This window comes from Microvenator marinus, assembly GCF_007993755.1.
Taxonomy (GTDB): domain Bacteria; phylum Myxococcota_A; class Bradymonadia; order Bradymonadales; family Bradymonadaceae; genus Allomicrovenator; species Allomicrovenator marinus.
This window is the reverse complement of record NZ_CP042467.1, coordinates 69422-93077: the sequence shown is the minus strand read 5'-3', so window position 1 is coordinate 93077 and position 23656 is coordinate 69422. Positions and strand designations below refer to the sequence as shown.

The window sequence follows — 23656 nt, the reverse complement described above, 5'->3', positions numbered from 1 at the left end:
CCTTCAAACAACAACATGAACCCTTTACCCGCGATCTGCCGAGTGCTAGGGTCAGTTGGGAATACATGAATTAGTTTAGTCTCACAATATCACGATGAGTGCCTTTCAGGATGAAACTCGCACTCGTGGTGATGTCTGGACGGAGAGGACAAGGATGTCTATACCGCGTGACCCAGAGCTCGTATCCATTTTTACACAGGCCAATGATATTGCGCGGCAGTGCGGGAAGACCTTGTCTTCGGCGCATGTATTGCTCGCGCTCTACACGGTGCCAAACCAGGCCGCTACGTTCTTAGAGGACCGCGAGATTACGGTGGATGCACTCCTCAGTGCGGTCCGCAAATTGAGCACCGAAGATGAACGAATTTTGGAAAGAATTCTGGCTCGAAGCACCCGACTCGCCGAGGGCTCAAGCGCTCAGGCCGTCGATAGCTTGCACCTACTCGCCTCACTCATTCGTGAGTCGAGCTCACAGGCGCACAGAATCTTGGACGAAGCTGGGGCCAATGTTAGCGCGATTCGCGCTTCCGTGATGAGCTATGCCACCGGGTCACGAGTCATGCCTCGACGCACAGGCGTCGCCACCGTGATATCAACGCCAACGGTGACGACATCGCAACTCATTGAGCACGCGCCCTCCCCCATTGAAATCCACCCATCGCTTCGACGAGCCAGACGTCAAGAGAATGCTCTCGCGCCAATGCCGACTCAGGCCCCAGAGCCTCCTAAAGCACCAAAGGCTCCCACGCAGCCCGAAAGGCCCGAGCGTGCGGAACCCACTCCAGAAGAACAAGCCCTCGCACGCGAAAAAGCCGTTCAAGAGGCCCGCTCGACCGCCAAAAAGCTCGCGGAATCTCTTAAGAGAAAACGGGCCGAAGCCGCTCGAGCCAAGAAGCCGGAACCCGTTGCTGAGGCACCTGAATCCGCCGAAGATGAGGTCGAAGAAGACTCAAGTGGGCCACGAATCACTATTCCACCCGAGCCGATTGCGCCTGCGCGCAAGGCCGCACACGGACTTACGTTCCAGGACCAGGACATCGCCGAGACCTATCAACTCTCCGCGCAGGAGTTCCCAAACCTAGTCAAATTCGGGCGTAACATCACCGAAGAGGCCGCGCTCGGAAAGCTCGACAATGTCTTTGGGCGTGAGCGCGAGATTTCTCAAGTCATCGATATCCTAGGGAAGCGTCGCTCGAATAACCCGATGCTCCTCGGTGATGCCGGAGTCGGAAAGACCGCCATCGTGGAAGGACTGGCACTTGAACTCGTGGCGCTTGCGAAGACGGGCTCAAGACTCGGAAAGCGCATCGTTGTCGAATTGGAAGTCGGAAGAATTTTGGGCGGCACCCATTTGCGCGGCTCGTTCTCCGAGCGACTCATCGCCATCAAAGATGAAGTCAAGAGAGCAGATGGCCGAGTCATCGTCTTTTTGGACGAGATTCACACCTGGATGAATGCAGGTGCCGGTGGAGATGGCACGGATGCCGCAGGAGAACTCAAAACGGCGCTGGCCCGCGGGACTTTCCCTTGTATTGGCGCCACGACGCATGATGAGTTTAAGAAGTTTGTAGAGTCCGACCCAGCTTTCGAACGCCGATTCCAAGCGGTCTACGTGGAAGAACCTGACGTGGATACCACCGTCAACATTCTACACGGTATTCGCCAAAACTATGAAAACCACCACGGCGTCACCTATGAAGAAGGCTCACTTGAGGCCGTCGTAAAGCTTGCCCAGCGCTTCATTCACGAGCGCCGCCTTCCAGACAAGGCTATCGGCGTGATGGACCTTGCGGGCTCTCGAGCGGCGCGAGAAAACCGCAATGAGATTACGCGCGAGCACATCGCCAAAGTGGTGGCCGAGCTTGCGGGAATTCCGCCAGAAAGACTGACCCAAGAGGACAAAGAACGATTCCTTCGGATGGAAGAACACATCGGAGAACAAATCGTTGGGCATTCCGATATCGTCTCAACATTGAGTGACGTGATTCGCAGGAACTACGCCGGATTCCGCTCGAACAAACCCATTGGCTCCCTGCTCTTCCTGGGGCCAACCGGTGTTGGAAAGACCGAACTTGTAAAGGTCTTGGCGGACTTCTTATTCTTTGATCGCGACGCCATGATCCGTTTTGATATGTCGGAGTTTCTCGAACCTCATACGGTGAGCCGTCTGATTGGAGCCCCTCCCGGATACGTCGGGTTTGAACGCGGTGGACAACTCACTGAAGCCGTTCGAAGACGCCCCTATCAAGTCATCCTTTTTGACGAGGTTGAGAAGGCCCATCCCGATGTCTTGAACATCCTGCTGCAATTGCTCGACGACGGTAGATTGACTGATGGACAGGGACGAATCGTCAACTTTGCGGACTGTGTCATCGTGATGACGAGCAACCTTGGGGCGAGCGCTCTTCAAGAGAAGCGTGGACCTAGAATAGGGTTCTCAGAAGGCACCGATACTGGAGCAGGTCGAAACGCTGTGATCAGCGCTGCCCAACGACACTTCCCACCTGAGCTTTGGAATCGAATCGACGAACGCCTCGTATTCATGCCTCTTTCTAAGGCTGAAGTCGCAAAGATTGCGGCGTTGCAGCTCAGGTCTTCGGGTAGCAGGCTCTCGGACGATTCGGGAATCAAACTCGTGGTTTCGGACCTCGTGGTGCCATGGCTTGTGGCCAACGGTGGCTGGGATCAGGAATTCGGGGCGCGCCCGATGCGGCAGACCATCGAGAGACACGTCGAAGGCGCTGTGGCCAGACTCATTCTCAATGGCGAGGCCACACGCGGCGACACCGTCTTTGTGGATGTACACGAGGGCAACCTCGTGGTCCTCCCAGAAGCGTAGTCGATCGAGCGTTAGTGCGGGTCGTCTAGCAAGGCCCGGCTTCGCTTCAAGAGTACCTTATAGACCTCAGACACACTGCTATCCTCCAATCGTTGGAGCGCAGCCTCGTGGCTTTGGATGGTCTTCTGATCTCGCCTCGCAACGGGACCGGTCAACGCCGCGGCCGTATCGAGATTCTCAAGATTCTTGAGGATGGAACTCGCCAGCGGCAAGTACATCTGACGCGCTTGTTCAGCACTGAATCCACACGATTCAGCCACACTAAAAACCGCGTCCATCAAGGCAGTAAGATGCCCTGCGCTCATCACAGCGGCCGCGTGGTAGAGAATTTTGTCTTCGGGTCTGATTTCAATGGGCTCAACGCCAATCTTTCCCAAGACCCAACGGCCAAACTCAAGCGCCGCAAAATCCCCCTCAATGGTCCACGCGCAGCCCCTGAACGCATCGAGCGCGACCCTGGGATTGGAAATTGAGAGGAGCGGATGAATCGAAGCTAGAGGTCCACGCAATCCGGCACTTCGCAGCACTCGGCTGTCGAGGCTTCCCGACACATGCACTACAATATCTGCAGGCTTGAGGTAGGGAACGAGCTCAGCCGCCACCTCGGCAATCGCGTCGTCACTGACTGTGAGCCACACCACACTCCCACCCACTTGCGAAAGCAGAGTCTCAAGCTCGCCTTCCACACATCGAATCGAGCTGTGTGGGGAATCAAAAGCGGTGCGGTTCCATAGCGTCACCTTGGCTCCAACTTCCTTTCCAAGAAGTGAAATCGCTTTTCCCGCTCGACCGGCCCCTAGAATAGTCCAGGGAACGTACGCTCGCTCCATGATTTGACTCTACGTGTAGATGAGGCACTCGGCACGACGTGCATCAAACTCTTGACGGCCTGCCCCGGTTGCATTTGCCAACTCGACACAATCATGCCCGTCTTCAATCCCTTTGCGAAGGACCATATCGCCCAACAAGAGGTCGATGGCCAGTCGGTCCTGCACAAACTCATAGGCTTCTTCTCTCCACGCGAACTCAGGCGCGTATAGCTTCCAGAATGCTCCCAAAATGGCCATCGAGGCACTTAGGCTTCGGAATGAATCACGATTTGTGACATGCATTTGTAGCCCGGCGCAGGTCTGATTTCCAAACTTCTGAAACTTTGGGCGAAATGAAACTTCTCTAAATGCGACGCCGGGTAAATCAAGCACTCGAAGCTCTTTACCCAACTCCACCGCGTTCACATACGGTGCCCCGAAAAGCTCAAAAGGTCGCGTGGTACCGCGGCCCTCGCTCGCGTTGGTCCCTTCCAAAAGACATTGCCCGGGGTACACGATAGCCGTATCCAACGTTGGCATATTCGGTGACGGCATGACCCAAGGAAGGCCCGTCTCGTCGAACCACATCGAGCGTTTCCACCCCCGCATTTCGACAACTTTGAGCTCGCACTTCCAGGTGGTGAACCGGTTGAAGAAGTGCGCCAGTTCGCCTGCGCTCATCCCGTGCCGCACGGCGAGCGGCTGCATACCCACAAACGATTTACACTCGGGCATGACCACGTTGCCTTCCACGACTTCGCCGCCAATCGGGTTCGGTCTATCCAGAACCCAAACCTCGATTCCCACCTCGCCACACGCCTCCATCATCAATCCGATGGAATAGACATAGGTGTAATACCGGGCTCCGATGTCCTGAATATCCGCCAGCACGAGGTCGATGCCGTCCAAGTCGCTTGGGGTAGGCTTTAGGCTTTCGTACGTGTGCCCATAAAGACTGACGGTTGGAAGGCCCGTGACGGGATCAAAATTCTCGTCTACGGCCTCCATATCCTGCGCTTCACCTCGAACGCCGTGTTCGGGCCCAAAGAGACGAACCACATTCACGCCGGCGGTCTGGAGCGCGTCGATGGCGTGTTTTAGTCCCGACGTAACACTGGTCGGGTTGACCAAAAGGCCGACCCGTTTTCCCTTAAGTTTTGAAAGAAATTCTTCTTCGCTGAGAATTCTGTCGAGGCCTGTCTTGACCATTTTTAACCATCCTTGGTTATGAAAGAAGCTAGGCTTCCGAGTCCTCATCGTCCTTCGGAGGAGGAGCCTGCATCATTGGGAGTGAGACACCCTGTACTTTTGGAGCTGGCCCGCCAACGTTGGTGGAATCGAGCTCGTCGGCACTCCAACTTTGGCCGGCATTTTCATCGTCCGGCATTGGCTTACCTTGTAGGTACGCGCTCATCAGGTTGAGCCCCTGAGCAAGGCCTTCGTGCAAGTCGTGATTCTTAAGCGGTTCCCACACATGGTCCTTGTTCCCTGCAATGACTTCCTGAATGCCGATCTCAAGTCTCTCGAGAGGAGACATCCAGCGCACAATAAGGAAGATGCTCGCTCCGACTCCGAGCAAGAGCATCAGACCAAGGATCAGTGCAAGAGTGATTTGCAGGGACTTCACGGGCTTGAGCGCGTGTGTCAAATCCCCCATGACCGCAACTCCCATAGCGTTCTCGCCACTTCCGGCGATTGGACGGACCATAGCGAGGTAGCGTTTACCTTCTTCACTCAACTCAAAAATGGTGGCAGCGTCAGCGCTAAACCCACCAACACGGTCGAGCTCGGCTGCGACTGCGGACTGACGCGAGGTGTCGAAGGTTGAGCCCACGACCTGCTTTCCTTGAAAGAGAACGATATCAGGTGCGCGGTCCAAAACCTCTTGGTCTTTTGAATCTTCGGAAACACCGGCAAGCAGTTTTTGTTGAGTTTTGGCGGCTCCGTCACCGAGCATGTAGCCCACGACCACTACGCCCACAATTTCTTCCTTCTCGGCGCGTCGAATGGGGGCAAGCGCCACACGATGAACTCTCTTATCATCCCCACTAAAGCTCCAGTTCCAGTGCTCAATGCGAGTCTCACCTGTCTTCAAGACCTCCTTGACCGAAGGAAAAGTCTTCGAAACGTCAGCACCAAACCAGGAGAAGAGATTCCTTCCCAACGCCGCGACGCCTACTCCGGTATCGTCCAAAGCGATGAACACATCGTAGTCGTGCGGAGTACGCTCAAGCGGCCCCAACTCAAGATTGCGCCGCCCCTTTACCTTGGCAGCGATATCGTCGAGTTTGTATTTTTGAGCGGTCAATTTGTCGTGAACGACAAGGTGGCGCTCTTCTTCGAATGAGATTTCTTCGGGGCGCTGGTCCTCCGGAAGCTCAATCTCCCCCTTCATCGCTTGATAGAGTGTATCTCCCTGACCCACGAAACTCGCTTTGGCCAGGAGACTCGCCTCTTCGAGGCGCACAGCTTGCTCGGCAACGTTCGCCGAGCGGCGCAAGGACTCTTGAGCGTCTTGCTCGAGCGCCGTTGTAAAGGCGCTTGTTCCACTAATGATGGTCAACACGGCCGCAACGACAAAAAGCAGCGCGATCAATGACGGTATAGTTGTCTTAAGCATATGAATCTGCCCCTCTGACGAACTTCAAATCGCGTCAATCTAATTTAAAAACACTATTGCTACTTGTTGAGAGTGTAGAACGCTTTGAGCCGTACGGTCAACTTCTCTAAAAGCGTAAAGTTTCAAGCTGACTTCTTAAAGCGAGTTTCCTTTTCTCTGAGAAGCCAATCGACCACTTTTTGGTAGTCAGAAGCGCCTCGGCTTTCCGGCGCAAACTCGAAAATCGTCTTCTGAAGACTTGGAGCCTCTTTCAACTTTGTATTCACACGGATAGGAGGCAAAACCTTGTCCTGAAAGTATCCTTTCAAGGTACGCACCGACTCGTCACTGATATTATTTCGCATATCGTAGAAGGTCGGGAGGATACCCAAAACGGTAATCGGATGGAGTAAGACCTGATTGACGTTCTTCAAAGTCTTCATCACCTGCTTAACACCTACCAGACTCAAGTAATCACATGAGACCGGAACGATAAGGTGGTCTGCGAATGTCAGAGCATTCATATTTAGAAGGCTCAGGCTCGGCCCGCAGTCTAGAAGCACGAAATCGTAGTTAGAAACGTCTTCAAGGCGGTCACGTAGCGCACGATCTCGGCCTTCGTTCATTCGAGCCAAGACGATTTCCGCGGAAGCAAGCGTCTCGTTGCCTATCAAAATATCGAGATTAGGACGGGCTCGAACAACGCAACGTTCCAGCGGAATCTCTTCGACCACAACGTGATAAATCGTGTGTTTTCCTTCAACCCCCAAACTCACACCCACGTGACCCTGGCTATCCACGTCGATGACCAGAACTCGATGCCCTGCCTCCGCCAATCCAGCGGCGAGCGACACGGTCGTCGTGGTCTTTCCGGTTCCACCCTTCTGGTTGAGGATGGCGATTCGCATTGGCCCCGCGCCCTCCTCTGCCTTCTTACGTACTTCCTGAACAGTAGGAGTTCGACACTCCATCGAGCAGAAGTAGACAGGTCGGCCATCTACAGTTCCCGCCTGATAGGCGTATTTGGGGGTGAAACGCTTGTCACACGTTGAACACGCGACTTCGTCGGCCTCTTCACGTGCTTTCTGCTCACACTCCTGTGAGCAAAAATAACGCATTTGGCCGTTCTTATTGTCGAGTTGCCACCGATATTTTACGAAAAATTCGGTGGAGCAAACATTACACTTCTTGAGTGCGCTCATAGCCTTCCATGTCTCTTCGAGCGTTGGTCTTCGAACGCGACACTAAGAACTTGGATTCTGATGGTCAAGCGTAGATATCATTTGCCTCCGATGAACGCTGAGCGCGACGAACCCAATAAAGACCGCAAACCAAAGCGTAGTAAATCGAATCACGTAGGTTGAAAGCAATGCAGGCGCCCTCTGGGTGAAGATCCCCAGAGCCTTCAACATCCCCAACATACTCCCCTCTGCCACTCCGAGCCCGCCCGGAAGAAAGCTCAGCGCGCCGAGCACCGTGCTCATCGAGAACACAAAGATGGCGCTTGAGAGAGTCGCCTCGCCACCGAGTGAGTCCACGATAAGGTAGAACGCGAGCCCCTCCATCGACCATGAAACAACACTCAATAGAACACTTAAGATCGTGACCTTGAACCCAAGTAGGGTGCGGGCGGATTCATAGGCTTCTTCAAGTTTTTGCCTGATGCCGAGTAAACGCTTCCATCGAATCACTCTAAGAAGGGCAAGCACCCAATCACGGCGTTGAATGAAGAGCATTCCACTCACCAACACCAACATCACGATGACCAATCCGTTGAGACCGATTCCAAACGCACTTGCTCCAAACGCTGCCATCAAAACGAGCGCGATGAGATCGGTCAGACGCTCTGCCAGTACGATTGGGGCGGTCTTCGCCACCGAAATCCCCCGCGCATCTTTAAGAAGTGAACTCTTCAGGACCTCTCCAATCTTGCCTGGCGTGACGGCCATCGAGAATCCAGCTAGGAAAATCGGAATGTTGATGCGATGTTCGACTCGCTCGCCCAGCAACCGAAGATACATCACCCATTTCAAGTAGCGAAACGCGTAGTTCACCACACTGAGCCCAAGCGCCAATGTGAATACCAGCGGATCTAGCTCGGTCCAACCGTCAAGAACCTCGCGCGCGTCCGCCCACATGGCGAGCAATGCGTAGGCGAGCACGGCAAAGAGTACCCCCATGAGTGTACGACGCTCTAATCGACTCATAATACAAAGTGATCTTTGCGGATCTCGGCAACCTTGGTTATGCTCCGACGACGCCAAAGCACGCCCAGTGTGGGCAAGGAATGTTCACCCGTCAAATTGTACTTTGCACTTCAACTATTTCACCCTTGGACTCGTGAAATCTACTCAACTATTGCTCGTGATGTTCGTGTTATCTGGCTGCGCCTGGGGCTACGCCGGAAAAGAGAAGGTGCAATCTTCGCCTCCTCCCGAACCCGAATCCAATGTTGAGATCGTCAAAGTTGTGAAGAAGCCTGAAAGGGCCGAAGAGCCAGCGCCGCCCACAAGCCCTTGTGGAGTCGATAGTTTCCAGATCTTTCGGTTCAACACCGAACAAATCACCAACAAGACCATCGATTGCAACGCCAAGAGCGTCACCGATACATCGAGCGCTTCTTTAGCCCAGCCGGCATCGTCCATGGTCTCGGCTGGCTACCCTCAAGACCGTTGGTATTTCGTCGTGGACCCAAAAGGCGAGGAAACTGCAGCGATCAACAACACAGTGCTCCTCAAACTTTCCCAAGAATACGATGTGGAATTCTATGGTCGAGACGCGTCCACCGGACTCCTCGTCTATTTGTTCCTGGACACGTCCATCAACTGAGAGTTGGACGTTGACGCGATGCAGACCTAACCGTAACCTGTCGCGAACAGATTAAGGAGACCCACATGCAATCGACGTCTGAAGCCTCGGTCGTTGATGAACTCGTCACAGACGTCAAGCAAGAGGTTCGTCTTGCAAGGCGCTGCTTTGCCCAAATCGATCGACTCACAAACCTGATGATGTCCTACCCACCTGGACACCCGATCGTTGAAGAAGCTGCAAATGTGACGGTTCAGAGCTTTCGTGAATTCTTCGAACACAACGACAGACTCAGCGTTCTCGTCGATGCACACTCCATGAAATACCTCGGTACCGAGGAGCGCGTTTGGGAAACAGAAGACCCAAGAGACTACTCTTGGGCACTTAGCCGTGATGGAGTGTATCTCCTGCATATTTTGGCCGGTATTGACCAAAACGAGCTGCGCACCTTTGTCGAAGTGCTGAACCAATTAGTTGACGAGCGTGACCTCTCGAAAGACGCCGTCTCAATCCTCTTCGAAGCGGGCTTTCGCTACATCTCCTACGACGCGATCGACGAATCGCTGGCAAAGCTAGCCGGACTCGAAGTTGATATTCGTGACCGTGATACCAAAGAGGAACAGGAGTTAATCGAAGAACTCTTCGAGGAAGCGTTCGACAAAGAACAACAAAACAACATGACCCCGGAACAGGCGCGCCAAAAGCAGCAGGAAGAGTTTCAGCTTCGGATGCAAAAGAGGTCTGAGCGTCAACAGCGTATGGAGCTTGGCTCAAGGCAGTTTCTTGACCTTTCACCCGAAGCCCAAGAGCACCTTCGAGAACTCAAGCGTGGCTTTACAGAGCATGCGGAGCTTGAGCACCGGGAAGGCGAAATCTTGGCTGCGATTCTCGGCGCACGTCCCAAAGAGAAGCTTCGCCACCAGTCGATCGACCAGATCGGAGAGGTGATGGGGACGCTCCTCGAGACGCAACACCCGTGGGAATCCCTCGAGTTTCTAAAACTCATCCACGAATGGCGAGATAAATTTGATGGACCGGTGACCGGAGAACTCAAGAATGTGGTCGCTGAGTGTTTCACAGGCCGTCGTTTGGCGCTGATGATTAAGATGGTGGCCACAGCGCCTCCAGACGTTCGTCGCGCGATTCTACAGATGTTCAATGCACTCCACCTCGGACCAGCATCTACGGAGTTGGTGAGACTTTTGGCCTGGGACATCCCAGAAGACGTCGAAAAGGACGTGAAGCGCTTCTTGATGGAACGCTCCAAATACGGGGTCGGATTCCTAAAACAAGCTATCTTTGAAGTGCCTGCAGAGAAAGCCAAACCGCTCGTCGAGATTGCGGTCGCGCGCATGCCAAAATCCAAAGACGTGATTTTGGAGATCATCACTCAACCCGCGGAGCCAGAGATCAAGGTCATGGCGCTTAGGTCCATGTCGGGTCATTGGGATTCTCCGGACCAGGCCGCCGAACTTCTTACGCCTTTGCTTACGGCATCCCACGAAGGGATTCGAATCGCCGCCTTGCGTGGCTTGGCGGACGCAAACCCCTCGAAACTCTTTCCTCTGCTCAGCGGGATGCTCAATAACCAGCTCGCGAAGAAGTCTGAGAACGAGGCCAAAGAAATCGCCCTGCTCTTCCTGCAACTCGGCGGCGCCCAAGCACTCGTGGAGATGAAAGAGTTGATCCATAAACGCGGCGTAGTCGGTGAGTCTGACCGTGACCTCGCGGTGCTCCTTGCCAAGCTCATCGCGAGAAACCCACAGCCCGGCGTTGTGGAACTGCTTACGGAAGTGGCCAATGATTGGCTCGTTCCCGGAAAGATTAAGTCTACTTGCAAAGAACTAAGCGACTTGCTCACGAGGTAAGAAATGATTGGCGATGAAGAGTCAAAAGAAGGCCTTAGCGAAGCAAGTTTTGCAAAGAAGTCTTACGTTGCGGGAACCACCGAGAGCTCTCGTTCTGAGTATCAGGACGAGGAATATTCGGTTGACCCCTCGGATGCGCAGGTCTTTGGGCGCACCTTCCTGACAAGTCTTTTTAAGATTTTGAAGGTTGGAAGTATTTATGAAGTTGAGCACAACCAAACCAGAATTGCTTCTGATGAATTCATGCAGTTCTTTTCGCAGGCGATGGCTCGATATCCCGAAGACGATATCTCGATCTCCATTCGAGACGAACTCGCGGTGGTCAACGGAAGCCCGCTCAGATTGAAGCGGAAGATGCAGGGTCGACTCAACGAGCTGAGAGACCTTTTTGCGGCCGCCGATATCCGAGGCCTGCTCTTGCGCCGAGGATTGAACACAGACGACTTCCTGAGCTTTCTGGGCGCCCTGAAAGCCGCATCAAAAGCCAAAACTGGAATGGAACACGTACAGCTCGCCACGATCGTTATCGATCACGGACAGCCCACACGCAATATCATCGAAGCCGTGATGAACGTGAACAAGGCGATGTACGTGTGCCACGTGTATATTCGCGGACTCGTCAAACTCAAGAACGCACACGACCACGTCCGGCGTACAGGTGATGCAGACGTGTCGACCGGTGTGATCAAGAGAATCATGCAGAGTATCTCGGACCTCATCGCCGACGAGGATTTTACGATTCTCGGACTCTTGCCGCTACGACTGGTCCCACCGGACTTGAGCTCTCACTCGTTTAACTCGGCTATCTACGGAATGATCCTCGCTGACCGCCTAGGTCTATCGCCTCAGATGATTTCGTATATCGGTATGTCTATCATTTATCAGGACGTGGATAGACTTGCGGGAATCACCGTGGGTCACCGAGACCGTGATTCGGTGCTCGACCCATCGACTCAGTTTTCGATGAACCTTCGTGATGTGGCCAAGATGCTGCCGCGCGTCAAAGGTGATGTGATTTCTACACTCAGAGTGCTGAACACTTATGAGCGCGGCTGTTCATTTGAACAGTCTGTTCGTGCGCCATTCTACAAGCGCAACCGTAAGCTCCACCTTGCACCGCGAATCATCGACCTCTGCCGCACCTATGATCTCTTAATCCAGGGCCTAGAGGGCTACAAAACCAGACGGCCAGACTTGGCCATCGAATACATCCAGGCCCGCGCGGGGTCCGTTTTTGATTCTGCGTTGGTTAAATTGATGGTCTCGACGCTGGGTGTTTATCCGATCGGTACCACGGTTCTGCTCACGACTGGTGAAAAGGCAGTCATCGTTAGAACGCCTGACCCCTCGGGTGACCCGCGCAAGCCTGTGGTCAGGATCCTGAATCAAGCGAACCCAATGTCGTTTGACCTTTCCGACCCCAAATATGCCCATATCGAGATTGCGAAATCGGTTGAAGTAGACCCTTCAGAAATTTCGGTTTCGAAGGTCTTCCTACTGAGCTAGACCTTGATCACGCCCTTCTCTAGTAGCTTCACCAAGAGTTGAAGTGTCTCAACACGCGGCATAGAAGCCAATTCTAGAATATCTTCAAAAGCCATCATCCCGTCGACTTGGCTCATAATAAAGCCTGCTCTATGGTCCAGATTGAGTGATGCCACGTCGACACTCATATCGAGTTCGGGAACCCTCGCCAACGAACCAAGGGCGGCGACATACTTGCGCTCAAGTTCGCCGGATACCGCAGATTTGAGATCCTCGGCCTCTTGATTCGGCCCACGTGAAAGCACTTTGAGGCAAACGTCTAAAGCCTCGTCAAACTCGCCGCGCTCATACATACGGCGAGCCTCGAGTAGGATTGCGGCCAGATTGGTACTCGGCCCAACCACGGAGGACGATGCAGAATTTGCTTCCGATTGATTCGTCATCTCCTCAAGTACGAACGACGCTTCAACAGGCCCGGGCCTAATACCAGTGGGCTCATTTTGTAAGAAAGGATTCTCGTCAGCCGCGACTTCCTTAGTTCGACTTGCCGCACCCTTCGGTATTGGTTCACCGCGATATGGCTTGTCCTCTGCGCTCGAACTTTCAGCGGCAAATGACTCAGCGAGCGCGAAAAACTCATCTTCCTCAATCTCTCGGCTTGAGGCGCGAGGCGTACGCACAGGCTCACGAGCAGGCGATTGCTTGGTGGAAATCGCCGGGGTTGAAACTGGAGTCGGATTGTTTGTTGGCGCCGAAAATCCTTGGTTTGGACTCGATAACCCAAGGTCAAAATCGAAGTCGGAATCGCCGCTTTCCAGTTCACTAAACCCAGGCATTTGTCCTGTTGGCGTTTGCTCCCGCCTGAATGGGGTGTTTCGACCAAGCTCCTCTTCCGATTCTTCACCACCAACGGTCGGAACACCTCTTAGGGGGGTCAGATTTCTTCCGTCGTCGTCTTCGACCTCAATGTCCGCAAAGAACTCGTCGAAATCATTCTTGGGATTGTCAAAATTGGGCTTGGTCTGTTTCTCGGCAGGCTTTTCAGAGACCTTTTGTGGCGTCGGTTCAGATTGAGTCGATGGCGGCGGCAGCTTGAATTTCCCGGTCGCTGCTCGAAGTCTGTCCGAAAGATCTTGGGTAGAAGCTTTTGGAGCTTCCGCCTCTACAGATGCATTGAATGCGCTCGAAATCATATCTTGAGCGATCAAATCATCAGGATCCATACCGTCGAATAGGTCAAAGCCAAACCCATCATCGGCAGCTTGTGAGTCTGGACCCCGCATGATCTCCAACGAGGACTTTAACCAATCCAAAGTCTCGCTAACCTCGCCGTTCTCCAATAGCTCTACGTGCTCTTGAATCGCTTCGTTCCCCGGACTCAATCTCTGAGCCTCTCGCAAAGCATCCTGGGCTTGGCGCAACTCTCCCTCATCAAGCGATCGAGAGGCTTGCTCCAATAATCCAAAAAGTGTCGGTTTTTCGCTCATTCGTTGTATCTACTGCTTAGGACCGACAGTTCAATCGACAAAAGTCTTCAAATCAGAAAGTGCACTTTCAAGCTGGTCAATCGAGTTCTTGAGTGCACTTGGAGTATCTTCATCCAAGGCCGCGCGCGCCTGGCTGACCACCGTCTCTGCGCTCTCACCCGCCATTCGCTGCGGACCCGAGCTTCCATCGAGGAGCGACGCCAACCTCTCAACTTCACGAACCTGCTTTCGGACCCACGCGCGGAGCTTTTCAAGGTCCTCGCCTTCCTTAAGCTGAACGAGATAACTCTCGTTCTCCTTGATCATGGCCTGAATCTCTTCTTCGGTAAGGCCGCTGGCCGCTGTCACGGTGATCGACTGTTCCTTTCCAGTATCCAAGTCTTTGGCCGCCACGCTTACAATACCATCAGAACTGATGTCGAAGGTAACCTCGATAGTGACCGCGCCGGCTGGGCCCGGTCTGAGTCCAGTCAACACGAATTCGCCAAGGAGTTCGTTCTCTGCTGCGCGCGGGCTCTCGCCCTGAAACACCACGATTTTTACCGAGGTCTGGTTATCACGAATCGTTGTGAATTCGTGACTATGGCTCGTCGGCACCGTGGATTGTGCTTCGATGAGCTTTTCGAATCCACCACCGTGAATCATGATCCCGAGCGAGTGCGGAGTCACGTCCAAGAGTAGAACGTCATTTTCAGGCTCGATTAGTGCCATTCCCTGAATCGCGGCCCCAATCGCCACCGCCTCGTCAGGATGAACGCTCTTTCCAGGGGTTCGACCAAAATACTCTTTAACCGCTTCCTGGATTTTTGGCATCCGGGTCATTCCGCCAACGAGCACCACATCGTCGATATCCGCCACCTCGAGTCCGGCATCTTGGAGGGTCGCCTGGCAAATTTTGATGGTACGTTGAATCAAGTCAACGACCAGGCCTTCAAACGTTTCCTTTGAAATGGTCGTTTGAAGGTGCAACGCCTCTCCACCCTCACGGGTGTAAATGAAAGGAAGACTGATTTCTGTCTCATTCTTGGATGTGAGTTCGATCTTCGCTTTCTCCGCGGCGTCCCTGAGGCGTTGAAGAGACATCTCGTCCTTTCGCAAATCCACCCGATGTTGCCGAGCGAACTCAAACGCAAGATGTTCGATGATCCGCGCGTCAAAGTCCTCACCGCCAAGGAAGGTATCACCGGCCGTGGAAAGTACATCAAACACCCCAGAACTAATCTCCAAAATCGAGATATCGAAGGTTCCGCCGCCGAGGTCATAAATGGCGATGCGGCGATCCATATCTTTGCCGTAACCATAGGCTAGCGCTGCAGCAGTTGGCTCATTGATAATCCTAAGGATCTCAAGACCCGCGATTCGTCCAGCATCCTTGGTTGCCTGACGCTGTAGGTCGTTGAAATAGGCAGGCACCGTCACCACGGCATGAGTGACTTCTTCCTTGAGGTCTTCCTCGGCCACCAATTTCATTTCCTGAAGAATGATGCTCGAGATCTCAGGCAGACTATACTCCTTGCCACGAAGCTTAATCCTCACATCTTCATGCGGGCCTGGCACGATTTCGTACGGACATGTCTCGATGCAATGATTGACAGCCGCCGAATTCCACTTGCGTCCGATAAGGCGCTTGGCTGCGTACACCGTGTGTCGAGCATTGGTGATGGCCTGGCGCTTCGCCATTTGTCCCACGAGGCGTCGGCCGGACTCAGAGATGGCGACGACACTCGGGGTCGTTTTATAACCTCCCTTATTCGAGATCACTCGGGGAACTCCCGCTTCTACAACGGCCACGCATGAATTTGTGGTCCCCAAGTCGATGCCAATCACCCTCATATAAACTCCTTAGCCATTCTTGGCCTAGTATCCCAATGATGCTCTCAATCTCTCAACATGAACTAATAACGTTTGCTCGTGAGGCGCGCACTCTGCTGCCTTTTCGTACGCCTCGAGCGCGGCGTCCAGAATTTCGCTGCGCTCGTATATCTTGCCCAATAAGAGCCAGGCCTCTGAATCCCGCTGGTTAGCCTCCAATGCCGCTCGCGCATAGGTGGCAGCTTCATCCAGACGAATGCCCGCGTGAAGAAGCAGGGTCGCACAGCGAATCAACAAGGAATCGTCTCGCTGAAACGACAAAGCGCGGCGGTACTCGTTGACGGCCTGCGAAAAAAGGCCCTGTTCCTCAAGTGCGTAGGCCTGCCTTACGAGCGTCTGAAAGGCCAATTGGCGACGGTTCTCGTCAGCCGCTTCACTGCCCGATTCACCGCCAAGCCCTTCAGAGTCCTGCAGCGTCGCGTCGTACTCTGCCCGCTTTTTCGGGTTAGAAAGTGTCTGGAATGCTTTCGTCACGGTCTTAAAAATCTCTTCGGACCACGTCCCAAACTCCCCGGCGTCTTTTCCGTAGAAAACGTCCGGATGAAAGCGCTTACTCAACTTGATATACGTCTTTTTACTCTTGCGCGGATCCTCTCCGTCCTTGACCCCGAGGAGGTCATAGTAGGTCAGCCGAGGCAGCTGCTCATACACATATAGGATTTCGCGCTTGAACCCGTCGTCGAGGTCGGGCCCAAAGAGCAATTGACTCTCATCAAGCTCGTAATCGGACCACGCCACCGCAAAAGTAGCCTCACCAAAATCTGGTTGCGAAGGACTCGCAGCTGGAGTCGGAGTCGGACTCGGCGCATCGTCCTCAAAGAGACTTACAGGCTCTGGCTTGGCTTGAGCAGGAGCCGCAGCTTGGGCGGGAGGCCCACCAAAGAGGTCGTCATCGTCAGCACTTGCAGCCGGTGGCCCGCCAAAAAGGTCGTCGTCGTCGTCGTCCGAGCCGAAAAGTTCGGCTTCCGCCGTATGCACCGTGGTACCGCTCGCGTTCTTTAGCTTTGAAAGATGGGCCGGCGAATCAGCTTCAAAAAGGTCGTCGTCATCAGGCTCTGAGATTACCGGCGCAAACGACTCATGGACGTGCTTTTGCTCCAAGACTGGCTCGACAACTTTGGCTGGCTCTGGCGCTGCTTTTGGAGCAGTCGGTACTGAGGTACGCGCTGGCTCGGGCCTTGGCTCAGGAGTTGGTCTTGGTTGTGGCGCTGGTGCCTGCACAGCGGGGGGAGATTGTGCGACGGACGAATGACCTTCGGCCTCTAAAAGTCCTAAGGATAGCAATCGCTCAAGTCCCGTGATTGTCTTATCGCGACCGAGACCAGAAACGCTAATGACTTGTGCAACTGTAACGGAGCCCCGAATTCTCGAAAGCAAAAAGAAATCTTCCGGAGTCGGTTGACCGCTCAGATTGCGGTAGTCTACGTCCTCTTTGGGCGCCAGCTTGAGAGCGTCGTCTAACAACGTTTCACCCGCATGGGAAAGTGCAGTTCATTGGGGTTCATTTTCACCCGATAACTTAACCCGTAAGCGATAGACTGACAAGGAAACAGATCCAAAGTTCGGGCTAAAATACTACCCTACCTGCTTGCTCGGGTTCTGCTTGGCTTCCCATTCGTGCAACGACTCTTCGAAAATTCCCAACGCGGACTGAACATCTTCGGCCCTTACGACCAGTGGCGGCACAAAGCGTACGGTCGACGGCCCAGCTACGTTGACCAACAAGCCACGCTCGCGACACAAGCCGACGATCTCACCAGCGGCACCTTCTACGCATTCAACCCCCACCATCAAGCCTTTTCCACGTACCTCGACGATCGTTGGGCTCCCATTGGCCAGCTTGCCTAGACCATCCATGAGTTGGTTGCCTCGAGCAATGGCATTCTCTTGGAGATTCTCCGATTCCACCGTCTCAAGCACACAAAGAGCCGCGGTACTCGCCAGAGGATTTCCTCCAAACGTCGTCGCATGACTTCCCCGTTCGAAGCCCTTAAATGCCTCTTCTGTAGCCACACATGCGCCAATCGGAACACCACCGCCAAGCCCCTTCGCCAGAGTCATGATGTCTGGCGCAACGCCATACCCCTCGTACGCGAACAAGGTGCCTGTTCGGCCAATCCCGCACTGGACCTCATCAAAAATGAGCAACGCGCCAAACCTGTCGCAGATCTCCCGAAGTCCCTTGAGGAATTCGGGGTCCGCAGGTCTGACGCCACCCTCGCCTTGAATAGGTTCCACCATCACTGCAGCCGTGCGCTCACTTATCAGCGCCTCTACACTGGCGAGGTCGTTGAACGTAGCGTACGTGAAGCCCGGAAGCATGGGCTCAAACCCCTTGTGGTACTTCGGCTGTCCAGTCGCGGTAATCGCTGCAAATGTACGCCCGTGAAAGGACTGCTTAAAGGTGATGAATTCGACTCGGTCCTCGTCACCTTTGACCGCTTTTTGATATCTACGAGCCAACTTCAGGGCCGTCTCATTCGCTTCAGCACCGGAGTTACACAAGAAGACCCGGTCACCAAATGAGCGCTCGCAGAGCAAATCCATCAGCTCGATCTGAGGCTTGGTGAAGAACATGTTCGAGACGTGCATCAATTCGCCGACTTGCCTCTGCAACGCTTTCGTCAACGCGGGATGCGCATAGCCAAGCGAGTTCACCGCGATTCCGGCAAGGAAATCTAAGTACTCGCGACCCTCAGTATCCCACACTCGAACGCCCTCGCCCCTCTCCAGGATGACAGGTGCAGGAGCGTAGGATGGTGAATTATGAGCATTTCCGGATTCAAGTAGTTCTGTCGTATTCATAGCTCTATGAGGGGGCATTAGGATTAAAACAAACCTAGAGGATGTATCGACTCAGGTCTCTGTCGGCCACGATATCACCAAGACGGGCTCGCACAAAAGCATCGGTCACAGGAATGACCTCGCCATCGCGCTCAGGCGCACTAAAGGAAATCTCCTCAAAGAGCTTTTCCATCACGGTTTGAAGCCGCCGCGCGCCGATATTCTCTGCATTTTCGTTGGCCTGAAAGGCCATTTCAGCGATGGCTTCGATAGCCGAACTCTCAAATTGCAGCGTCACACCTTCCGTGGCCATCAACGCAGAATACTGACGAGTCAGGCTATTCGAAGGCTCAGTCAGAATGCGCCGAAAGTCATCTTGGGTCAGCGGGTCCAAATTCACGCGGATCGGAAAGCGACCCTGGAGCTCTGGAAGAAGATCCGCGGGAGTAGACACGTGAAACGCACCAGCAGCCACAAAGAGAATGTGGTCTGTAGAGACCAGACCGTGCCTTGTCGAAACCGTAGTGCCCTCCACCAAAGGAAGCAGGTCGCGCTGAACGCCCTCGCGCGACACATCCGGGCCATGGCTATTTTGTCGCACAGCCACTTTGTCGAGCTCGTCGATGAAAACGATGCCGTATTCTTCGACCCGCTCGATGGCCTCGTCGACCACCCGCCGCATATCGAGATGCCGCAGTGACTCTTCGCGCATGAAAGCTTGACGCGCTTCCTTAACCTTCATGCGCCTTCGCCGCTTTTTCTTAGGGATGAGCTGCTCAAAAATTGGCGCAAAATCAAACGCAGCGCTGACCTCGGCCTGAACTTTTGGGCCGGCTTCGTTTTCATCCAACTCAACTTCGATCCACATATCGTCAAGGTGCCCGTCGCGGACTTGGGCGTGCAGACCTGTGCCATGGTCCTCGTGCACGCTGCCATCTTGTCCAACGACAAACGTGGGCCGACCCGCATCGCTCCCATCAAGCGCCCGTTTGACGCCCTTTTGTGCCTCAATCGCTTCTACGATGCGGCGCTCCACGATGTCGCGGACCCGATCTTCGAGGCGTGCTTCATGCTCTTGTTGGACCAGCGCCACACCAACGTCCACCAGATCACGAACAATGCTCTCAACGTCTCGCCCCACGTAGCCAATCTCAGTGAATTTCGTCGCCTCAACCTTGAGAAAAGGAGCGCCGGCGAGTTTGGCCAATCGACGCGCAATCTCGGTCTTTCCGACACCTGTGGGGCCTATCATCAAGATATTCTTAGGCATGATCTCGTGCCTCAAGTCCGCCGCAACGTTTTGGCGCCTCCATCGGTTCCGCAAAGCGATTGCCACACTTCTCTTGGCCTCTAACTGCCCCACAATATAGCGATCCAAATGCTCCACAATCTCGCGCGGAGTAAGCTGCTCAGGGTTCATCGCGAAGCTCCTCGAGTGTGAAGTTATCGTTCGTAAAGACACACATTTCTGCGGCGATCTTCATCGCGCTGACGGCCAATTCTCGCGGTGAGAGCTCCGTATGAGCGTGCAAAGCCTTCGCGGCCGCAAGCGCATAGACCCCGCCGCTACCAATCGCAACCATACCGTTTTCCGGCTCGAGTACGTCCCCATTTCCGCTGATCAGGAGCGTCCGCTCTCGGTCGGCTGCGATAAGCAACGCCTCAAGCTGCCTCAACATCTTGTCAGAACGCCACTCCTTGGCCAACTCGACGCTGGCCCTGAGAAGGTTGCCCTGGGTACTTCGAAGCTTCTCCTCCAGTTTCTCGTAGAGCGTGATCGCGTCCGCAGTGGACCCCGCAAACCCACAAATCACCTTGCCATCGTGGATGCGTCGCACCTTGCGCGCACTGGCTTTCAAAATGGTCTTTTCGGCCATGGTAACCTGCCCGTCACCGATCACGATGACCTCATCGCCTCGGCGTACGCTCAGAATTGTGGTCCCTTTAATCATGAGTTCTCCCCTTTGTTTTGCGAGCGAGCGCGCGGATGTGCCGCATCGTAGACTTCGGCCAAACGCTCCACCGAGACGTGGGTATAGCGTTGCGTTGTAGAAAGGCTTGCGTGCCCAAGGAGCTCCTGAATGCCGCGCAAATCGGCACCAGCATCAAGGAGATGTGTGGCAAAGGAGTGTCTCAAACCGTGAGGTGTCACGGATGTGTCCAGACCTGCCCGAATCAGATGTTCCTTCAAGAGCCTTCGAACGCTGCGGTCGCTGAGTCGTCCACCGCGAGAATTGACCCAAATCGCACTCGTGGAGTGGTTGTCCTGGGCAATCTCACTACGTCTTGAGAGATAAAGCTCGATGGCCGCCTTGGCCTTTTGACCAAGAGGAACCATGCGCTCTTTGTTTCCTTTACCCACTGTCCGAATCCAGCCGTCCTTCAAATCGACTTCGGCCAAATTCAAACCCACGAGCTCGGAAACACGAAGCCCACACCCGTAGAGGGTCTCCCACATCGCCATGTCTCGGATACCGAGCACGCCGTCTTGTTTGTGGCCGTCTAAAAGTTGGAAAATCTCGTCCACACTCAGAAAGTTTTTCAGTGGCTGTCGAACCTTGGGCGCGCTCAAGAGCTCCGCAATATCATCTTCAATCACGCCCTTTTTGACCAAAAACGTCCAAAATGAGCGAATCGCCGAAATCTTTCGGGCGAGCGTGGCAGAAGTGTCCACGTCAAGGCGTGACGCCACAAACCCTCTCAGATTCTTCAAACCAATCTGGTCCACATGGTCTAGCGAGAGCTCGTGCTCCTCCAAATGCTCTTGAAGTTGTGAAAGATCGCTCGAGTATGCAGCCAACGTACGTTCGCTACGTCCGCGCTCCACGCGCAAATACTCCAGAAAACGATCCACATTCACAGACATTAGACACGCTCAACTCGGTAGACACCTTTGATTCGTTGAATTTTCCGCATCGCGGCCTGAAGTTGATTCAAGTCCAAGACAAGGACTTCGAACGTATTCACAGCCCGCTGGTCTTCGGTCGTCAAACAATGGGCTTGAGCAATATTGACGCCAGAATCCGAGAATGACTGAGAGATATTCGCCAAAAGACCTGGCTTGTCGGTGCAGAACACGCGGACATTGACCGAGTGCCGGCTCGTCTTGTCTTCCTTGCCCCTCGAGGCCCAGGAGACATCGACCTTCCTCTCCTTCTCAAGATGCGCAACCTTATCACAATCGCGCCGATGAACCGATAGGCCGCGCCCGCGCGTGATGAATCCAAGCACATCGTCCCCCGGGACGGGATTGCAGCACTTGGCGTAGGTCACCATGATATCGTCGATTCCATCGATGATGACGCCCTTGCCTTTACCGCGGCCCGTGAACTTATTGATGAATTGGTCGAGCTTGCTCTCTTTCTTTTGCTCGGGTTCTTTTTGGGCAAATATCTTGGAAACAATCGTTTCGGGCGAAGACTTGCCATAACCAATATCCGCCAGCATCTCGTCGATATTGTGAAACTTGGACTTCAAGGTCGCGTCGAGCAGCTTTCCGTTGCGCTCCATTTCTCGAACGTTAGTGCCGTGCCGCTTGAATTCCTTGTCCAATAGCTCTCGCCCAAGCTCACGGCTTCGCTCCCGCTGCTCTTCTCGGACCGCGTTTCGAATCTTGGTCCGCGCCCTGCCCGTCACCACAAACGCCAGCCAATCTTTGTTCGGCTTCTGGTTCGGGCTCGTCAATATCTCGCAGATATCCCCGGTCTTAAGCTCGTAGCGTAGCGGCACAATCTGCCCGTTTACCTTCGAGCCGACCGTGTGGGAACCGACTTCGGTATGAATCGCAAAAGCAAAGTCGAGACAGGTCGCGCCGGCAGGAAGTCCTTTGACATCGCCTCTCGGCGTGAAAACATAGACTTCATCGTGGAAGAGATCGATCTTCACAGACTCCAAGAACTCGTGCGGGTCCTCCGCGTCGTGATGCTCTTCCATCAGCTGGTGCAGCCATGCAAAGGCCGCATCGTCGGCATTCGGTACCGCTTTGCCTTCTTTGTACATCCAGTGCGCGGCGATACCCTCTTCAGCAACACGGTGCATTTCGTGGGTTCGAATCTGGATCTCGATACGCTCTTGATCCGGGCCGATGACCGAAGTGTGCAAAGACTGGTATCCGTTTGGCTTCGGGATGGCCACGTAGTCTTTGAAGCGTCCGGGGATGGGTTTCCAAAGGTTGTGAACTAGCCCCAATGCCTCGTAACACTGGTACTTCTCGTCCACGATGATTCGAAAGGCCAACACGTCGTAGACCTGGTCGAATTCGATCTGCTGCTTTTGCATCTTGCGGTAGATGCTCCAGAAATTTTTCGGCCGACCGTCCACCTGACAGGTGATGGTGTTCTCGCCCATCAATTCCTTGAGGATGTTGATCACCTCGCGGATGAAGCTCTCGCGCTCCCGCTTCTTCTTTGACACCTGCTCAGAGATGTCGAAATAAGCATCCGGATAAAGATACCTAAACGACTGATCCTCAAGCTCTGTCTTGATCCACGAGATGCCGAGGCGATGCGCAATAGGAGCGTAGATGTCCAGAGTTTCCTCCGAGATCCGCTCTTGTTTATGCTGCGGCATGTGTTTCATGGTCCGCATATTGTGCAGTCGGTCGGCTAGTTTGAGCACGATCACGCGGAGATCGCGACTCATCGCGATGATCATCTTTCGGAAGTTCTGGGCCTGAGCTTCCTCCCGCGTATTGAAACTGAGCTTCGAAAGTTTTGTGACACCATCAACGAGGAAAGCCACATCTTCGCCAAAGAGGTCCTTCAACTCGTCCACTGTGGTCTGAGTATCCTCCACCGTGTCGTGCAGCAAACCCGCCACCAGACTCGATGAGTCGAGTCTCAACTCCGCGATGATATCCATGACCTCGACCGGGTGAGACATGTAGGGCTCGCCAGACTTACGCTTCTGGCCCTCATGCATCATCATCCCGAAATCGAATGCTTTTAAGATGAGGTCGCGGTCCAAGTTCGGCTGATACACAGCCGTCTTGTCCAGAATCTCCTCAACCCGCTCCCTCAATGCTTTTTCAGCTGCGTCCATGTCTACCACTTCAAAGACTACCCGGTAGACAATGTAAACAACACCGTGCCCGGCGGCAACAAATC

General features: G+C 54.1%; 17 protein-coding genes. 4 read left to right on the top strand and 13 right to left on the bottom strand.

The annotated features are described in order from the left end of the window. Nucleotides 1-154 precede the first annotated feature (154 nt). Complete coding sequence (locus FRD01_RS00365; RefSeq protein WP_249755880.1) at nucleotides 155-2839, top strand: AAA family ATPase; 2685 nt, start codon at nucleotides 155-157, stop codon at nucleotides 2837-2839. Between the two features lie 11 nt (nucleotides 2840-2850). Here the strand turns inward: FRD01_RS00365 and FRD01_RS00360 are convergent, their stop codons facing one another. The 5 genes from FRD01_RS00360 to FRD01_RS00340 form a co-directional block, all read right to left on the bottom strand. After that, entirely contained in the window at nucleotides 2851-3669 is an 819-nt protein-coding gene (locus FRD01_RS00360; RefSeq protein WP_146956577.1) for a Rossmann-like and DUF2520 domain-containing protein, read from the bottom strand. A 9-nt stretch (nucleotides 3670-3678) separates the two neighbouring features. Beyond that, nucleotides 3679-4857 carry an exo-beta-N-acetylmuramidase NamZ family protein gene (locus FRD01_RS00355; RefSeq protein ID WP_249755879.1) on the bottom strand — a complete coding sequence of 393 codons (1179 nt, stop codon included), beginning with the start codon at nucleotides 4855-4857 and terminating at the stop codon, nucleotides 3679-3681. A gap of 28 nt (nucleotides 4858-4885) precedes the next feature. Further along, nucleotides 4886-6268, bottom strand: coding sequence for a hypothetical protein (locus tag FRD01_RS00350; RefSeq protein ID WP_146956574.1), 1383 nt, complete (start codon nucleotides 6266-6268; stop codon nucleotides 4886-4888). A 122-nt stretch (nucleotides 6269-6390) separates the two neighbouring features. Next, a complete protein-coding gene (locus FRD01_RS00345) occupies nucleotides 6391-7449 on the bottom strand; it encodes an AAA family ATPase (RefSeq protein ID WP_249755878.1) in 1059 nt (352 codons plus the stop codon). Nucleotides 7450-7491: 42 nt separating this feature from the next. Further along, on the bottom strand, nucleotides 7492-8454 hold the full coding sequence (locus FRD01_RS00340; protein WP_146956572.1) for a lysylphosphatidylglycerol synthase transmembrane domain-containing protein: 963 nt from the start codon (nucleotides 8452-8454) through the stop codon (nucleotides 7492-7494). A gap of 133 nt (nucleotides 8455-8587) precedes the next feature. Between FRD01_RS00340 and FRD01_RS00335 the strand changes: the two genes are divergently transcribed. The 3 genes from FRD01_RS00335 to FRD01_RS00325 all read left to right on the top strand — a co-directional run bounded on the left by FRD01_RS00335 (nucleotide 8588) and on the right by FRD01_RS00325 (nucleotide 12429). Beyond that, entirely contained in the window at nucleotides 8588-9076 is a 489-nt protein-coding gene (locus FRD01_RS00335) for a hypothetical protein (RefSeq protein WP_146956571.1), read from the top strand. Between the two features lie 65 nt (nucleotides 9077-9141). After that, nucleotides 9142-10923, top strand: a complete 1782-nt coding sequence (locus tag FRD01_RS00330) for a HEAT repeat domain-containing protein (protein WP_146956569.1) — start codon at nucleotides 9142-9144, stop codon at nucleotides 10921-10923. 3 nt (nucleotides 10924-10926) lie between these two features. Beyond that, nucleotides 10927-12429: an HD-GYP domain-containing protein gene (locus FRD01_RS00325; protein WP_146956567.1), complete on the top strand. Its 1503-nt coding sequence runs from the start codon at nucleotides 10927-10929 to the stop codon at nucleotides 12427-12429. On the opposite strand, the gene FRD01_RS00320 is transcribed toward FRD01_RS00325, so the two are convergent. From FRD01_RS00320 to FRD01_RS00285, 8 genes are all read right to left on the bottom strand, one after another. Then, nucleotides 12426-13895 carry a hypothetical protein gene (locus FRD01_RS00320; protein WP_146956565.1) on the bottom strand — a complete coding sequence of 490 codons (1470 nt, stop codon included), beginning with the start codon at nucleotides 13893-13895 and terminating at the stop codon, nucleotides 12426-12428. The genes FRD01_RS00325 and FRD01_RS00320 overlap by 4 nt on opposite strands. A gap of 30 nt (nucleotides 13896-13925) precedes the next feature. After that, complete coding sequence (gene dnaK, locus FRD01_RS00315) at nucleotides 13926-15728, bottom strand: molecular chaperone DnaK (protein ID WP_146956563.1); 1803 nt, start codon at nucleotides 15726-15728, stop codon at nucleotides 13926-13928. A gap of 24 nt (nucleotides 15729-15752) precedes the next feature. After that, a complete protein-coding gene (locus FRD01_RS00310) occupies nucleotides 15753-17231 on the bottom strand; it encodes a J domain-containing protein (RefSeq protein ID WP_146956562.1) in 1479 nt (492 codons plus the stop codon). Between the two features lie 111 nt (nucleotides 17232-17342). Further along, nucleotides 17343-18572, bottom strand: coding sequence for an acetylornithine transaminase (locus FRD01_RS00305; RefSeq protein ID WP_146956560.1), 1230 nt, complete (start codon nucleotides 18570-18572; stop codon nucleotides 17343-17345). Nucleotides 18573-18606: 34 nt separating this feature from the next. Then, nucleotides 18607-19971 (bottom strand): ATP-dependent protease ATPase subunit HslU, encoded by a 1365-nt coding sequence (hslU, locus tag FRD01_RS00300; protein WP_146956558.1) that lies wholly within the window; start codon nucleotides 19969-19971, stop codon nucleotides 18607-18609. Then, a complete protein-coding gene (gene hslV, locus FRD01_RS00295; RefSeq protein WP_146956556.1) occupies nucleotides 19961-20503 on the bottom strand; it encodes an ATP-dependent protease subunit HslV in 543 nt (180 codons plus the stop codon). Before hslV ends, hslU begins: the two co-directional genes overlap by 11 nt. After that, on the bottom strand, nucleotides 20500-21417 hold the full coding sequence (xerC, locus tag FRD01_RS00290; RefSeq protein ID WP_146956554.1) for a tyrosine recombinase XerC: 918 nt from the start codon (nucleotides 21415-21417) through the stop codon (nucleotides 20500-20502). The genes hslV and xerC overlap by 4 nt, the downstream gene beginning before the upstream one ends. Further along, nucleotides 21417-23591: a RelA/SpoT family protein gene (locus FRD01_RS00285; protein ID WP_146956552.1), complete on the bottom strand. Its 2175-nt coding sequence runs from the start codon at nucleotides 23589-23591 to the stop codon at nucleotides 21417-21419. The genes xerC and FRD01_RS00285 overlap by 1 nt, the downstream gene beginning before the upstream one ends. Nucleotides 23592-23656 lie beyond the last annotated feature (65 nt).

What these genes read in the sequence shown, in the direction of transcription:
- FRD01_RS00365 (WP_249755880.1), top strand. Translation starts at nt 155, where the DNA reads ATGTCTATACCGCGTGACCCAGAGCTCGTATCCATTTTTACACAGGCC.
- FRD01_RS00360 (WP_146956577.1), bottom strand. Translation starts at nt 3,669, where the DNA reads ATGGAGCGAGCGTACGTTCCCTGGACTATTCTAGGGGCCGGTCGAGCG.
- FRD01_RS00355 (WP_249755879.1), bottom strand. Translation starts at nt 4,857, where the DNA reads ATGGTCAAGACAGGCCTCGACAGAATTCTCAGCGAAGAAGAATTTCTT.
- FRD01_RS00350 (WP_146956574.1), bottom strand. Translation starts at nt 6,268, where the DNA reads ATGCTTAAGACAACTATACCGTCATTGATCGCGCTGCTTTTTGTCGTT.
- FRD01_RS00345 (WP_249755878.1), bottom strand. Translation starts at nt 7,449, where the DNA reads ATGAGCGCACTCAAGAAGTGTAATGTTTGCTCCACCGAATTTTTCGTA.
- FRD01_RS00340 (WP_146956572.1), bottom strand. Translation starts at nt 8,454, where the DNA reads ATGAGTCGATTAGAGCGTCGTACACTCATGGGGGTACTCTTTGCCGTG.
- FRD01_RS00330 (WP_146956569.1), top strand. Translation starts at nt 9,142, where the DNA reads ATGCAATCGACGTCTGAAGCCTCGGTCGTTGATGAACTCGTCACAGAC.
- FRD01_RS00325 (WP_146956567.1), top strand. Translation starts at nt 10,927, where the DNA reads ATGATTGGCGATGAAGAGTCAAAAGAAGGCCTTAGCGAAGCAAGTTTT.
- FRD01_RS00320 (WP_146956565.1), bottom strand. Translation starts at nt 13,895, where the DNA reads ATGAGCGAAAAACCGACACTTTTTGGATTATTGGAGCAAGCCTCTCGA.
- dnaK (WP_146956563.1), bottom strand. Translation starts at nt 15,728, where the DNA reads ATGAGGGTGATTGGCATCGACTTGGGGACCACAAATTCATGCGTGGCC.
- FRD01_RS00305 (WP_146956560.1), bottom strand. Translation starts at nt 18,572, where the DNA reads ATGAATACGACAGAACTACTTGAATCCGGAAATGCTCATAATTCACCA.
- hslU (WP_146956558.1), bottom strand. Translation starts at nt 19,971, where the DNA reads ATGAACCCTGAGCAGCTTACTCCGCGCGAGATTGTGGAGCATTTGGAT.
- hslV (WP_146956556.1), bottom strand. Translation starts at nt 20,503, where the DNA reads ATGATTAAAGGGACCACAATTCTGAGCGTACGCCGAGGCGATGAGGTC.
- xerC (WP_146956554.1), bottom strand. Translation starts at nt 21,417, where the DNA reads ATGTCTGTGAATGTGGATCGTTTTCTGGAGTATTTGCGCGTGGAGCGC.
- FRD01_RS00285 (WP_146956552.1), bottom strand. Translation starts at nt 23,591, where the DNA reads ATGGACGCAGCTGAAAAAGCATTGAGGGAGCGGGTTGAGGAGATTCTG.